Here is a 13878-nt window from a genome sequence, read left to right on the forward strand (position 1 = left end):
CTGTTTTGGAATGAATTGAAAGTTCATAAATTCTTTATAACAAAAAACACATCAAAGTAATCAATTTAGAGGTTGAATCATATGAGCGCTAACGAAACCTTACAAAAACAGCTAGATGAAGCATTAAACCAAAACCTTGAATTGGAGAAAGAAAACAAGAAACTCCGCGAAATGAACGATGGGCTTGTTAAAACGCAGCTGAAAATCCTGCAGAACGCCATCCGCGGCGACCAGGAAACAGTCAAGAGCAACGAGGAAACCATCAGCAACGGCAAAAAAATGTCTGAGCTGAGCTCCACGATGGAAAAGTATGCCCAAGAAGTAGTCAAGCTTGCCATGGAAGCAACCGATGCAATCGATAAGGTTAGCCAGAGCGCAAGGGCCGTCGAGCAGGTGGCAGGCATGGTTTTTGAGCAAGCCGACAACGCCACAAAGGGCACAGCTGAGGTCTTTGAGATGGGAAAACAAGCTGCAAGCGTCTCCAACCAGATGGCGCTGGGGATGCAGCAGGTCAGCACCGCCTCCCAGCAGGTCTCCATCGGAGCCCAGAAGCTGGCGAATTTGTCCCAGAATGCTGCGAGGAGCACCGAGGCCCTCAAGAAAGTCATGGATGAAGCAGGGATAATCGCCAGGGATACCTCTAACGTAACAGTGGAAGCCCTCAAGAAGTCCAAGGAAGCTAACGAGAAGAGTCAGCGGGGTCTGTTGGCTATCGAGAATATTAAGGCTGATATCACCCGGGTTTCCGACGCCGTCACTTCCATGGTTAACTCTGTGGATCAGGTTGGACTGATGACGAATTCGGTCTCCGACATCGCAAGCCAAACTAACATGCTTGCACTCAACGCAGCCATCGAGGCGGCTCGCGCAGGCGAAGCAGGACGCGGATTCGCAGTCGTTGCCGACGCAGTTAAGGGCTTAGCGGGCCAATCTAAAGAAGCCGCCGGCTCAGCCATAAAGCTGGTTAAAACCATCAAAGAAGCAGGCAACCAAACCAGCAGCATTTCCAAACAATCTCAAACCGGCGCTGCGGAAGGCGCCAAGGTGGTTTTAGGAGCCATCCAAGAATCCGAGGGCATAGCAAGCATTATGGAGAGCATGACGGGTAAAGTAGGTACGCTTGCAAGCGGTGTGGAGAAGGGCCTTTTGGAGGTTATTTCTGTGACTAAAGTCATCGATGAAGTCGCCAGCATCGCCGAGGAAAGCAGCTCAGCAACGGAGGAATCATCATCTGCCGTGGAGGAGCAAACCGCGGCTGCCCAGCAGATGGCAAGCATCGCAAAAGAGGTCTCGGCTGTTGCTGAAAGAGTCACTGAAGCCACAAAACAAGTCGTTGAAAGCGCGGGGGAAGTCACTAACTTGGCAATTAGCGTAGGCAACGATGCGGCAATCGTGGAGAAGTCCACCCGAGACATCGCCTCTCATGCGGAAAACGTTTTGGGGGCGACGCGGACAGTGGGTGAAAGCGCGCAGGCAGTGGTTATGGCGGCGGAGAAAACCAACGATCAAGTGCTAAAACTCATACAGTCAAGAACCAATATCATCGGCGCAATCAGCAAAAAATACAACATAAACCTGGAGCAAACATAAGCAACATATCCCAGCTTATGGGCAGCGAAGATTAAGCGCTTAACTGCCTATTACAAAACCCGCCAGTAAAATGTGCCCTTCATACTCCATGGGCAAAATCACCAACGTTGACTCCACTTTCTTTTCATCTTTTCTTCTCCAAGTAACCTGCACCGTTGAGGCACTCATGTTATTTATGGCTCCCCAGTAACCAGACATGAAGGCGTTTCTGCTGGCTTCGTCATCGACGAATTCCTCCAGAAAACCCGGATTACCCGACCAATCCTGTGGGGTCTTGTAGCCTAAAAGCTCCGCGAATCGCTGGTTACAGACTTTATGGTCGTCGTTGAGGTAGATGAAAACTGGCTGGGTGGAGGAATCTATGATTCGCCTCATCCGACTATATAATCCGCTGATAAGCAGTTGCTCCGAATCGATATGATGGGTTTCTTCAACCATTTTCCTCACTGCCAACTTCAAAGTTCAAGCAGCTGTGTGGCACTGTTAGATGCTAACATAAAAGTCCTCTACGCCACTGTTTAGCTTTTTGTGGTTGCCTACGCACTACTGCAAAACCAAAAAGGCTTCAGCCCAAAATTCATCGGGCGTACGTGTATACGGCAGGTTCTCTTATGCAACCGAGGAAGCCCGGTCAACAAGCGCATTAACGGCGTTTACCAGCGCCCTGCATGCCTGCTGCCTGCTCTCCATGGAAGTATCGGCTTCTATGCTTGATAGCTCCTTGCGTAAACTGTCCACCTGCAAGGTTAACTCCTGTTTTTTAGCATCCACTTCTACCTGCAGCTTATCTCGCTCAGAGGCATAATTTTGCTTAACCGTTTCCAGGCTGTTTCTTGCATCTTTAAGGTCCTGTTTGGCCTGAGGAAGCTTATCGTCGGTCCTCTTTTTAAGAAGCTTCCGTTTGCCGTTGGTGTCTTCGAGCTTCTCAACTTCACCCTCTAATTCATGGATAATCATCACCAGCTTTAGCGTCTCTGCATCGCGTTTGGCGGCTAACTCTTTTTCTTTTTCTACATATAACGCTTCGGCGTCTGCTAGAAGACGGCTGTTTTCAGCTAAGGCCGCGTTGAGGTCGCCTGCGTTTGCCTGCTCAGCTTTCTTCTTAGTTAAGGCACCTTCAACTTCAACAACGACGCGTGAGCAGTCACCGCGGAATTCTTCATCAACCATGCCTGCGCAGTTCTCCTCAAAGCTGGAAACCAGATGCCGAACCTCAGCGAGCCAGCCGTCATAGTTTTGGCTGAATGGGGCGTCGCTGAATATCTGGCTGCCCATCCGTTCGGAGTCGCCTACGAATTTATCCACGAATCCCTTCAGGCCTAAAAGGTTAGCTTCTTTAGAGTAGGGGCGCGAGGGGTTTTTTGGTGTTCCGACCAACGATTGAAGTGAAGATAACTCTTTTCTTAACGCTGCAATTTCATCCTCAAGTGTATCGGCTTTAGCATCAATAACCCGTTTGAGGTCCTCGACCTGCGATAAAAGGTTAATTTTTTCAGCTTCCAGCCCCTTCAACCTATCCACTGTATTCTTTAAACCACTCAACCCTCTCTTCCTCCTGATATCATACTTCATAACTGTCTTAGCACTTAAGATTTATGCAAAAAAAGCCTAAATTGCACTAAAAAACCACGCAAGCGGGAGGCGCCCGGTTAGGCGGGGAAGCATTTATGGCTTGATTGCCGCTGCTGCTACACGGCTAAGCCTAAAAAATCCGTCGACGTGGCCACTGCAGAATTGCCTTTCAGGTTCAGGTCGGTGGAGATAAATAGTTGAAGTGCAATCTCACTACCACAACGGAGAAATAAAAGTTGTCTGTAGCGCAAAGAAAATACTTCACTGAAGTGGCAGCGTTGGCAGATAAAGTCGTCGCTGTCGTCACCACTAACGGAAAAACCTTCAACGGCACCCTCGTCGGCATCAACCCCGATAACCTCAGCTTATCCTTAGCAGACGTTAAAGATGAATCTGGCAAACTCCTCAACCGACTTATCCTCAACGGCTCCAGTGTCGTCCAAATATCCAGCGCCGAAAAACCCTTTGACCTCAAAGCCCTCGCGGGACGCCTAGAGAAGGTTTTCCCCACGATGGTTAAACTCTATGAGGATAAGGGCTTCATCTGGGTTATGGATAAAGTGAAATTAACCGAGAAAGGCATCGCGGAGGGTTCCGGGCCAGCCGCTGATCGTGTACAGAAAGTCTACGATCAATTCATGAGCGAAGTCAAAGCCTAAATAAACCAGCGAAGCTGCTGCTCCTCTTTCTTCTTTTCTTCTGTTATACTTCGAATAATCCCAAAGGACTCAAGCATCTTTTTGATTTCTTCGCCGCTTGCCTCAAGCCCCGACAAATCCACTTCTAAGCTTAGATATTTGCCCAGCGTCATTAATGCGTAGCGTGCAGCGTTGACGTCGGGGTTCATACCGGGGGTATCCACCAGAAGCGAGAAACCCTTAAAGTCCCTGATACGCGCCAGACCAACCGATAAACCCGCGATCCCAAAGACATGTCCCACCATGACTTTGGTGCCTAAATCCAGCGCAGCCTGCATCGTCTCGGGGTCAGTGGCGGTGCTGTAGATTCCGGGTGCACCCTGCACCTCGTCTTTCTTAAAGCCGCCGATGGAAATTACGAAGCGGCAGCCCAAGTCAGCGGTTATGTCTAGGATTTTGCCGACGAGTTCATATTGCCCCACGGTGGTGAGGGCCTGGGTGTTGCCATACCAGATGATGAGGTCGCGTCCGCTGCCTGAGCATTTGGCGTAGTAGAGTTCGTTTATCGGGGAACGTGTTGCGCCGTCCTCGGTTGTTATGGCGAAGTCCTGGAAGCTGCTGGAGAAGATTTGAGCGAACTTTTTGGCTTTGAGTTCTTTGATGAGGTGGAGCGCTGCGATGTTGGCGACAAAGCCTATGCCGGGTAAGCCTTCGATGAGGATGGGGTCGTTAAGTTGGGGCTTTTCGAGTATGTGGACTGCGCAAACCATGACGTGTGACCTTCGTGCTGGATAGTAGACGGCATGCTGATATAAAGAGATGCCTCATATGCCAAACCGTTGCCGAAGAGCATTCTCAGCAGCGCGGTGGTTCCCCTAATTTTGGAATAACCTTAAATCCAGATAGGTCTCCCTGTATGCTGGTGTTAACCATGCGCAAGCAAGCCTGCATCGTTCTACTGCTCACATTGGCGGTAACCGGATTGTTTGTCTTCCCAAACATCGGCTCCGCATACACGATAAGCGGCCACATCCAAGCCAACACAACCTGGACTGCAGCCAACAGCCCCTACAACCTCAACAACAACGTTTTCGTCGACTCCGGCGTAACCTTAACCATCGAGCCCGGCGTAACCGTCAATTTAGGGCCCTACATGCTGCAGGTCAACGGCGCCTTAACCGCGCGGGGCACAAGCAGTAACAGAATCTACTTCACGGGGTCAGGAGCTGATTCAAAAATCGAGTTCACCCAAGCCAGCACCCCCTGGAGTGACTCCTCAAGTACAGGATGCATAATCGATTATGCCCTCATATCCTCGGTGTCTGCGGTTGTCACTTTTTCTTCGCCTAAAATAAGCAACAGCTACTTCGTCGCAAGCACAGTTCTGCCCATAGCCGTGAATGGCGGCAACCCCCGGATCGTGGGTAACGTCATAAACTTCGGCACCAACACCAACGGCATCCACATCTTCAACGGTAACCCCCGCATCTCCGACAACTACATCAAAGGCCAAAACGCCAACTATGGTATATTCATAGAGGGAACCTCCACCTCCACCATAAACAACAATGACATAACAAACTGCTACACGGGCATATATGCCGTGGGAGCCGCAACTATAACTAACAACCGCATCCAAAACAACCTTGGCGACGGCATCCGAAACGAGAACCCGACATCAACAATCCAATTCAACGCCTTGGTCTTTAACCTCTGCGGCCTAAGCGTGTCGGGCAACATCCAACATAACACAATCACAAATAACATCGTTGGCGTCTGGGGCCCCCATGCAGATGCCACCATCACCAACAACAACATCTACGGCAACTACAATGCCTCGGCGGGCGCAATCCAAAACGTCCACTTAACCGAAACCGACAACCTATCCCTCATAAACAACTGGTGGGGAACCACCGATGTAGACGCCATCAACCAGACGATTCTGGACCGCAAAGCAGACCCCGTCAATCTTGGCGTCGCCAATTTTGTGCCCTTCTTAACTTCAAAGGACGTGTCTGCGCCGGATGCTCCTGCCTCGATTCCGGTGCCCACGCAGCCGCCTACCCCTGCCCCCTACACTTCAGCGGCTCCCTCCGCGACGCCCACGGTTCAGCCCACGGCGCTGCCCTACCACACTGAGCAGCCAACCCCGACCACTACGCCCAGAATCATCCAGCCCAGCAGCATCCCAGTGAACCCCCTCTTGGGCGGCGACGACCTCGGAGACATAGCTAACGTAGTGGTGATTGTCCTTGCTACCCTAACTACGGTGCTTATCATCGTGGTGATTAACCGCAGATTCCACCGCAAACCCACGGCGCCTCCCCAGACAGATGGCTCCCCGGTCTCTGTTTAAACCAACCTTTTTTATAAGCGAGATACGCTTCAATTGTAGGTTTCACCATCTTGAGCTTTGAAATCAAAGAAAAAGATTTGCTGGGCAGAATCGGCAAACTCAAAACCAAAACCGCCACAGTGGAGACTCCGCTGCTTTTCCCAGTCATCAACCCAGTTAGCCAACCCATACCCTGCCGGCGGCTCAAGGAAACCTTCGGGGTCCAAGCCCTCATCACCAACAGCTACATCAACAAGAAACGCTTCGGCGAAAAAATAGTTGAAATGGGCGGGCTCCACAAGTTTCTCGACTACGACGGCGCAGTTATGACGGACAGCGGCGCCTACCAGATTCTTGTCTACGGCGAAGTCGAGGTTTCTCAGAAAGAAATCGTCGCTTACCAGGAAGCCATCGGAAGCGACATCGCCACCATCCTTGACATCCCCACCGGCTGGAAAGTCACCAAGGAGCAGGCGCAGGTCACGGTGGCTGAGACGCTGCGTCGAGCCAAAGCTTTCTTCCAAGAGAAAACCCGCGACGACATCCTCTGGGTGGGTCCAGTACAGGGCGGGAGGCATCTGGATTTGGTGGCGCAATCCGCGGTTGAGATGGGTAAACTCGACTTTCCCATCCATGCCCTGGGCAGCCCCACCGAAGTCATGGAGAACTACCGCTACGACGTCTTAGCTGATATGATAATTACCTGCCGAAAAGGCATCCCCATAGAGCGTCCCCTGCACCTCTTCGGCGCCGGCCACCCCAGCATGTTCGCGCTCGCAGTATCCTTAGGATGCGACCTCTTCGACAGCGCCGCCTACGCGCTTTATGCCCGTGAGGGACGCTACATGACTGAAAACGGCACTTGGCGCATCGATGAACTAGATTATTTCCCCTGCAGCTGCCCCAAATGCGCCTCTGAAACCCCCGAGGCACTAAGGCGCAAACCCGCCAAGGAACGCGAAGTCTTCCTGGCAGAGCACAACCTCCACGTCTGCTTATCTGAGCTCCGCCGCATTAAGCAGGCTATCCGCGACGGAAGACTCTGGGAACACACCGAAATGAGGCTACACGCCCACCCCGCCTTGCTCTCGGCGCTCAAACACATAAAAAGCCACAGTGACTTCATAGAAAAGTACAGTCCCTCCGTTAAAAGCAGCGGCTTTTTCTACTTTGACTCCGTGGGGCTGACGCGTCCCGAAATCACCCATTACCGCAACAGACTAACCGAACGCTACACTCCCCCCGCCCCGGCGAAGGTGCTTTTTTTGGTTCCTCAGACCCGCAGCAAACCCTTCCACAAGGCGCCGGAATTCAAAAAAATCCGCCATCTCCTCAGAAAAATAGGCCCCGACGCGGTGCGAGTGCACCTCTGCGTTTTCTGCGCGCCATTTGGCGTGGTTCCACTTGACCTCGACGAGGTTTATCCGCTCAGCCAGCATGAAACCGCCCTGCCGCTTGACGCTGAAACCATAGATTATGTTGCGTCGCAAGTCGCCGCCTATATCCAGCAAAACCGCTACCGCGGCGTTGTATTGCTTAACGATAGGAAACTTTGGGGCGGCACTGTTGCGGCTGCAAGCAAGGGTGCCTGTGAGGCTAAGGGGCTGCCGTTTGGTCTGGTTGAGGCGAACGTGACTGGGACAAAAGAGATGCTGCTGAGCCTAGAAGAGCTTTTGCGTAGGCAGCTTGGCCTGTAGAGGCAAGGGCGAAATTGAAAAGGAAAAGAAGGTTTATTCGGGTAGGTTAAAGCCCAGGTTTTTCTCAACTACTTTGACTTGTTCGCTTTGAGCGAATTCTTTGAGCACAGTTACCGCTGCCATTAGGGGGCATTCTTTGCAGTGGTCGCCTAGCTTTTTTTGGCTGCATAGGCGGATGTAGAGGTTTTCGATGTGCTCCATGGCCATTGCATATTCCTTGAGGTCTATTTTTACGGGCTGGAAGTTGTTTTCAATTTCTTGTTGCAAAATATCCTTTCGCCTCTCTTCTGAAGTATGAGTCAATACTCATTTCTCATACTTTGCTATATATAAGCTTTGAGACTCAGCTCCTGAATAACCAAACGCAAGAATTAGCGAGAAATGTAGATTTGTACAACGCAATCTCAAAAAAACCCCGAAAAAATTCTCAATCGATGCAACCCCAATAACAGCCACAAAAAGCCATCCGACCCCGTTTTTGCCTCGCCTAAACCTATGGAAAGCAAATAAAAACAGCAATGAAACACAAAAAAAGCATCTGCCCAACGCTAAACAACCACGCCAAAAACCAAAAATCGCCCGCAATTCACTGCATGTTAAGAAGCTTTTTTACTTCCAACCACCATAAGCCAACACATGACCCCGCTCTACGCTGATCTTCACATCCACACAGTCTACTCAGCCGACTCCCTCATCCAGCCAAAAACATTGGTGGATATGCTGGCGCGGCACAGCTACATCAAAGCCGCCGCAGTCACAGACCACGACAGCGTCCGAGGCTGCAAAGCAACCGTCGAACTCGCCCGCGCCTACCCCGACATCCTAATTATCCCCGGATGCGAAATCAGCACACCACAGGGAGACATGCTTGTTTTAGGCACCTACGAGTTGCCGCCAAAGCCCTGGTCACCGCAAAACGTGGCGGACTTTGCAAAATCCATCGGAGGCGTCTCCATCGTGGCGCATCCCTTCCGCACCTACGGCATGGGTGAAGGCGCACGCAACCTCAAAGTAGATGCCATCGAGGTGCTTAACGGCGGCAGCAGCAAACAAGCCAACGAGCAAGCCAAAGAACTCGCACGGGAACTGGGGTTGCCTGGAACAGCGGGCAGCGATGCACATGCGGTTTCGGAGCTTTTTGCCTTCTGCAACAGGATTGAGGCGGATTTAGATGTTGACTCGGTTTTGGCGGCGATAAAGAAGGGTGCAGTGAGGGCGCAGCTGCCGATGACTCCCAAATAGCCTCAGGCAACGATGGGGCAGTTGCCTAGAAAAACAGCTGGGCACACGGCATATGCTGCGGGTGGACCTTGAATTCTCAATGGACGCATAAAATCCCCACTGGGAAGCTAACATTTGCCTTAGTATAAATAGAGGGGGGAGGTAGAGAAAGCACGCCTAACTATTCAACCCAGCAAGCCTAGCCAGTATGCGCTTAAATGAAAGCTCAAATCCATTTCCCATACATTTTTAAAACAGCTCAGGCTCCTTTTTAGCTGTAAACATAGACGTTAGGACTGGTTTGTTTGCAGGTTGGGTTTTTAGGCGGCGCAAGGGAAGTTGGCAGAATCGGAATCACGGTTAAGTCAGCGAAGACTCAGGTAGTGCTTGACTATGGCGTGATGCTTGACAACGAACCGGGATTCCCCATGCATGTCCCCCCAAAAGACGTCGACGCCCTCATCCTTACGCACAGCCACCTCGACCACAGCGGTGCACTGCCGATTTTCTACATAAACGACCAAATCCCCCTCATCACAAACAAACTCAACCTCGAACTCAGCCAACTGCTAATCCAGGACTTCATCCACCTCTCCAGCTACTACCTGCCCTTCGAGTACCTGGAACTTAAAACCATGATGCGCAACAACCACCACCTCGAATTCGGAGAGTCAACAAATGTGGGTGACATGAAAATCACTCTCCTCAACGCAGGCCACACGCCTGGCAGCGCATCGGTGCTTATCGAGGCAGAAGGGAAACGGTTCCTCTATACAGGCGACTTCAACACTGAGGAAAGCAAGCTTTTAGCAGGCGCATCTATGGATTACGGTGACCTCGACGCAGTTGTCATCGAAAGCACCTACGCCGACAGCGACCACACCGAACGCAAAGAACTCGAGCGGCAATTCGTGGATGCCTGTAACGCAGTTGTGGAAGTCGGCGGAACCGTGCTTGTGCCCAGCTTCGGCGTAGGAAGATCACAGGAGATGGCATGCATCTTAGCCGCCAACCACTTCGAGTACCCCATCATCCTCGATGGTATGGCGCGGGAAGCCAGCCGAGTAATCATGAACTACAAGGAGTTCCTCAAGGACCCCCGACTTTTCATGAACGCCATGCATTCGGTGGAGTGGGTGGAAGGCTGGCGAGACCGCCGCAAAGCCATCAAAACCCCCTGCGTCATCATCAGCACCGCAGGCATGCTTAAAGGTGGACCAGCAGCATTCTACCTGTCTAAGCTGGCTAAAAAAGCCATAAACGCCGTGTATCTTGTCAGCTACCAAATCCCCGGCACACCTGGACGCGAACTCATGGAAAAAGGCGTCTGCACCATCGATGGACAAGTCCGAAAAATCAAAGCTGCCTACCGCCACTTTGACTTTTCAAGCCACTGCGGCGCAAGCCAACTTAAAGGAGCCCTAACTAAACTCGGCGGCAAACCCAAAGTTTTCGTGGTGCATGGCGCAGAGGGCAACTGTGAACTCTTTGCGAATTGGGCGCATACGGAGTTGGGGTTGGATGCGGTGGCTCCACGGACTGGTGACCGATTCGAGATTTAATGCTCCTAAACGGGTCAGCTGGGTTTACCTGGGATTCTGGCAAACCTTATTCTGTAAGTGTGTTATCTAAAAAGGCAAACGTGCAAAGGAAACTTTGAAATGACAGAGCAGACTCAACCGACAAATAATACAAGCGAGCAGGACAAGTTCAAATTTCAACTTGTCTATTTGCTGCCGATACTGGCAAGTATGCTCTTTGGATTAGCCTGCGCTGCCGTATTGCTGCCCAAATCGGTTCCCATTACGCCAGTCACACCTATCTCACCAGACACGCCTGGCGCCGATTGGGGCAACGCAGTTTACTTTCTGGTGCTTATCGCCGCCAGCGCCACCGTCTTCTATATCCTGCTTAAACGGAAAAGCAAACGCATCATCAAAGGCTTAATTATACTTGCGTTAACTACCGCGGCAATGCTGTTATCCATCGTTTATCTAATCGCGTTATCAGAGTATGTGCCCCTCATAGCTGACTGGCTAATTATTATCCCGCTTGCCTTGGTTTTCACGGCGCTTTTTGATTTAGCCATATTCCGCTTCGGATACATACCACGCAACGTCGCAGTAGTCATAATGGGTGGTGCGTTGGGCATGTTTTTTGGCTACAACATCGCCAGCATATCGCTTTGGAGCGCCGTGCTAATTTTGGTATTCTTAGCCATCTATGACATATTTGCGGTGTATAAGGGTCCAGTTGGCAAGATTGCGCAGTCAGGGCTTGATCAACTGCAGGGACTAAGCTTCTCGTTTAAGGATATCCAGATGGGCTTAGGCGACTTGGTGTTTTACTCTATGCTTACAGGCGCCATGATTTTCGGTTTCCCCTCATCATTATATCCGGCATTAGCGTCGCTTGTCGGCATCATGGCGGGTTCAGCAATAACCCTCTACATGCTGGAAAAGAAAGGGCTCTTCCCCGGTTTGCCGTTTCCGATAATGCTGGGCTTAGCGTTTGGGTTAACTGTGGGTTTTCTGGTTTAAGCCTCTTAAAAATTTAAGAGGCACCTAACCACTCTATAGAAAGGTGACTTTATGGTGCAATCCAAAGTAGCAATCGTCCATGGCGAACGCGGCCACCAACCGGTTTTTGACGCACTGGACCTAATCGACTACAAATCCGCGCTTGCAGGCTACAGCCGTGTACTCATAAAAGTCAACTTCATAACCACAATGACCTGGGACAGCGGCGCCACAACCGACCCCATGGTGGTGGAAGCCCTTATCCTGCGCTTAAAGCAGCTGCCCGTGGAGGTTGCAGTCGTGGAATCCGACGCCAGCATGACCAGCGCCGACAAAGCCTTCCAAGCCACAGGCATGGCGGACCTCTGCAGCCGCCACAACGTGCCCTACCTTAACCTGCGTTATCAAAAAGACAAAGTTAAACTCGCCATTCCCCAAGGCGACGCCCTCAAAGACATAACTGTGCCCCGCATAGTCACCGAATCCGCCATCATAAGCGCCGCCAAAATGAAAACCCACATGGCCACCAAGGTTACGCTTGGAATGAAGAACATGTTTGGGATGCTTCCTGACAAACTCAAATTCAAGTATCACGCTAAGGGCATAAGCAAAGTCGTCGTGGACATAAACACAGTGCTTAAGCCGCATCTAACAGTTATCGATGGCTTCGTCGCGATGGAGGGTAAGGGACCCAGCAACGGCACTCCCCTTAGGATGGATTTGATTTTGGCGGGCAAAGACCCCGTTGCCACAGACGCCACCGGCGCCAGAGTCATGGGCATCGACCCGCACCAAATCAGCCACATACGAGGCGCCAGCCAGAAGGGCATAGGCGAAATCGACGACATAGAGGTTGTGGGCTGCAGCATAGATGAGGTTAAGCGGGAATTCAAACAAAAATAGCTCATGGGTGACCTCGCTGTTGCTCCCACAGGTCTATCCCCCCTCTATTTATAGCAAATTAAACTCTTCTATGTTCTGCTTGTGGCAGCTTCCACAATCAGCCTGCAATGCGCCTCAGCGCCTGACGCCAAAATGCTTTTTGTTGCACAGTCCGCTGGTTGTTGTCAAGTAAAGAGGTGTCCCCACAGCAACAACTATAGATTTGTTGATTTAGACTGGAAAATCCTGAGGGTTTTGGGTTACAAGCTCACGCAGGGCAGACAAGTATCCTCCTGTTTGTCGTGTTTTTGCCTTGCAAGTTGCGTTGTTTTCTTTTGAGGGTGCAACGGTGGTTACCAATATTGATTATGGATTCATAACAGTTAAGTTCGGTTTCTGACTATTCAAGCCCAAGATATAACGAAGGAAATGAAATGAGACACATGAAACTATTCCGTAACAAGACAGCATTCTCAGCAGTCATAGCCGCATTAATCCTCATGCTCCTAGCAGTTGCAGCCGGCGCAGTCGTATACGCATACGTAATGGGCTGGATCGGAAACACACAACAAAGCTCAACAAACACAGGCATGCTTCAAGTTGATTCAGTCACTGCAAGCGTCACTGGCTCGAAAATACAACTTTACGTCCGGAACACAGGCGGTTCAGACCTTGTTCTCGATAAGTTCTATCTGGATGGAACAGCGGTAACTAACGCCACAGCCTTAACAGACACATCAAAAGCATTGGCAGTGCAAGGCACAGCATACCTCCAATTCAATTCGGTAACGCTATCGTCAAGTCACTTCTACGAAATCAAAGTTGTCTGTCTTGATGGAACAATAGTCAGTACTTCAGTAGAGGCAAAGTAAGCCTAAGCTGACCTTTCCTTTTTTTGTTAACGGAGGGCAAACAGTGTTAAGCAGGTTCATACGGTGCAAAAGAGCAGTTGCAGAGGTCGTAGGTAGCCTAATCATTATTCTAATCGTAACTATCGCCGGTGTTGGAGTATACGCTTACAGCGTAAACGCGATCTCCCAATCCAGCGATAATTTTAACCAAAAAACAACTTATTATGCTGAACAAGCCCAAGAAAGATTTGAGATTCTACGAACCTGGTCAGGAAACCAAATTGTCAACATCACAGTATACAATTTCGGCCAGACTGATCTCAGCATACAATCAGTTTACCTTAACGGAACCGCTGTCCAGAACTACATAAGCGGTAGAGCTCAAACAATCGGAACAGGACAAATAATAAATGTGAAGTTCACTTCACCGATTAATCTCCAAGATGCTTCCTGTATAGAAATCCTTGCAGTTTCAGAAAGGGGAGGAAAAAACTCTGTTCTTTACGAGACTTAGGCGCAGTAAAAGGGGCGCTGGCTCAGTAATTGGAGCAGTATTTGTTGTCCTGATAATTC

The 13878-nt window shown here is 50.6% G+C and carries 14 protein-coding genes; 10 read left to right on the forward strand and 4 right to left on the reverse strand.

All coding sequences use genetic code 11. The features are described 5' to 3' along the window. The first annotated feature begins 81 nt into the window (after positions 1–81). A complete protein-coding gene (locus NWE93_03270) occupies positions 82–1590 on the forward strand; it encodes a methyl-accepting chemotaxis protein (GenBank protein MCW3999238.1) in 1509 nt (502 codons plus the stop codon). Positions 1591–1629: 39 nt separating this feature from the next. Here the strand turns inward: NWE93_03270 and NWE93_03275 are convergent, their stop codons facing one another. Both NWE93_03275 and NWE93_03280 read right to left on the reverse strand, forming a co-directional pair. After that, positions 1630–2028, reverse strand: a complete 399-nt coding sequence (locus tag NWE93_03275; protein ID MCW3999239.1) for a PAS domain-containing protein — start codon at positions 2026–2028, stop codon at positions 1630–1632. A gap of 171 nt (positions 2029–2199) precedes the next feature. Next, on the reverse strand, positions 2200–3132 hold the full coding sequence (locus NWE93_03280; GenBank protein ID MCW3999240.1) for a hypothetical protein: 933 nt from the start codon (positions 3130–3132) through the stop codon (positions 2200–2202). 266 nt (positions 3133–3398) lie between these two features. Here NWE93_03280 and NWE93_03285 point away from each other — a divergent pair, with 266 nt between their 5' ends. Next, complete coding sequence (locus NWE93_03285) at positions 3399–3821, forward strand: Lsm family RNA-binding protein (GenBank protein MCW3999241.1); 423 nt, start codon at positions 3399–3401, stop codon at positions 3819–3821. Here NWE93_03285 and NWE93_03290 read toward each other — a convergent pair. After that, entirely contained in the window at positions 3818–4570 is a 753-nt protein-coding gene (locus NWE93_03290) for a PAC2 family protein (protein ID MCW3999242.1), read from the reverse strand. The two genes, NWE93_03285 and NWE93_03290, sit on opposite strands and share 4 nt — an antisense overlap. A 161-nt stretch (positions 4571–4731) precedes the next feature. On the opposite strand from NWE93_03290, the gene NWE93_03295 reads away from it, so the two are divergent. Both NWE93_03295 and tgtA read left to right on the forward strand, forming a co-directional pair. Continuing rightward, complete coding sequence (locus NWE93_03295; GenBank protein MCW3999243.1) at positions 4732–6156, forward strand: right-handed parallel beta-helix repeat-containing protein; 1425 nt, start codon at positions 4732–4734, stop codon at positions 6154–6156. Positions 6157–6206: 50 nt separating this feature from the next. Continuing rightward, the gene (gene tgtA, locus NWE93_03300; protein ID MCW3999244.1) at positions 6207–7832 is read left to right on the forward strand and encodes a tRNA guanosine(15) transglycosylase TgtA; all 1626 of its coding nucleotides are present in this window, start codon (positions 6207–6209) and stop codon (positions 7830–7832) included. Positions 7833–7865: 33 nt separating this feature from the next. On the opposite strand, the gene NWE93_03305 is transcribed toward tgtA, so the two are convergent. Further along, entirely contained in the window at positions 7866–8099 is a 234-nt protein-coding gene (locus NWE93_03305) for a hypothetical protein (protein ID MCW3999245.1), read from the reverse strand. A gap of 369 nt (positions 8100–8468) precedes the next feature. Between NWE93_03305 and NWE93_03310 the strand changes: the two genes are divergently transcribed. The 6 genes from NWE93_03310 to NWE93_03335 all read left to right on the forward strand — a co-directional run bounded on the left by NWE93_03310 (position 8469) and on the right by NWE93_03335 (position 13819). Continuing rightward, complete coding sequence (locus tag NWE93_03310) at positions 8469–9074, forward strand: PHP domain-containing protein (GenBank protein ID MCW3999246.1); 606 nt, start codon at positions 8469–8471, stop codon at positions 9072–9074. A 284-nt stretch (positions 9075–9358) separates the two neighbouring features. Next, the gene (locus NWE93_03315) at positions 9359–10615 is read left to right on the forward strand and encodes an MBL fold metallo-hydrolase (GenBank protein ID MCW3999247.1); all 1257 of its coding nucleotides are present in this window, start codon (positions 9359–9361) and stop codon (positions 10613–10615) included. Between the two features lie 99 nt (positions 10616–10714). Next, on the forward strand, positions 10715–11593 hold the full coding sequence (locus tag NWE93_03320) for a presenilin family intramembrane aspartyl protease (GenBank protein MCW3999248.1): 879 nt from the start codon (positions 10715–10717) through the stop codon (positions 11591–11593). 51 nt (positions 11594–11644) lie between these two features. After that, positions 11645–12475 carry a DUF362 domain-containing protein gene (locus NWE93_03325; GenBank protein MCW3999249.1) on the forward strand — a complete coding sequence of 277 codons (831 nt, stop codon included), beginning with the start codon at positions 11645–11647 and terminating at the stop codon, positions 12473–12475. A 413-nt stretch (positions 12476–12888) separates the two neighbouring features. Next, positions 12889–13326: a hypothetical protein gene (locus NWE93_03330; protein MCW3999250.1), complete on the forward strand. Its 438-nt coding sequence runs from the start codon at positions 12889–12891 to the stop codon at positions 13324–13326. A 43-nt stretch (positions 13327–13369) separates the two neighbouring features. Further along, positions 13370–13819, forward strand: coding sequence for a hypothetical protein (locus NWE93_03335; GenBank protein ID MCW3999251.1), 450 nt, complete (start codon positions 13370–13372; stop codon positions 13817–13819). Positions 13820–13878: the final 59 nt, after the last annotated feature.

The sequence above is a fragment of the Candidatus Bathyarchaeota archaeon genome, from assembly GCA_026014735.1.
Lineage (GTDB): Archaea > Thermoproteota > Bathyarchaeia > Bathyarchaeales > Bathycorpusculaceae > Bathycorpusculum.

Bases quoted from the DNA above. Each gene is read 5' to 3' on its own strand.
- NWE93_03310 (MCW3999246.1), top strand. From the start codon at position 8,469: ATGACCCCGCTCTACGCTGATCTTCACATCCACACAGTCTACTCAGCC.
- NWE93_03270 (MCW3999238.1), top strand. From the start codon at position 82: ATGAGCGCTAACGAAACCTTACAAAAACAGCTAGATGAAGCATTAAAC.
- NWE93_03330 (MCW3999250.1), top strand. From the start codon at position 12,889: ATGAGACACATGAAACTATTCCGTAACAAGACAGCATTCTCAGCAGTC.
- NWE93_03290 (MCW3999242.1), bottom strand. From the start codon at position 4,570: ATGGTTTGCGCAGTCCACATACTCGAAAAGCCCCAACTTAACGACCCC.
- NWE93_03320 (MCW3999248.1), top strand. From the start codon at position 10,715: ATGACAGAGCAGACTCAACCGACAAATAATACAAGCGAGCAGGACAAG.
- NWE93_03275 (MCW3999239.1), bottom strand. From the start codon at position 2,028: ATGGTTGAAGAAACCCATCATATCGATTCGGAGCAACTGCTTATCAGC.
- NWE93_03295 (MCW3999243.1), top strand. From the start codon at position 4,732: ATGCGCAAGCAAGCCTGCATCGTTCTACTGCTCACATTGGCGGTAACC.
- NWE93_03325 (MCW3999249.1), top strand. From the start codon at position 11,645: ATGGTGCAATCCAAAGTAGCAATCGTCCATGGCGAACGCGGCCACCAA.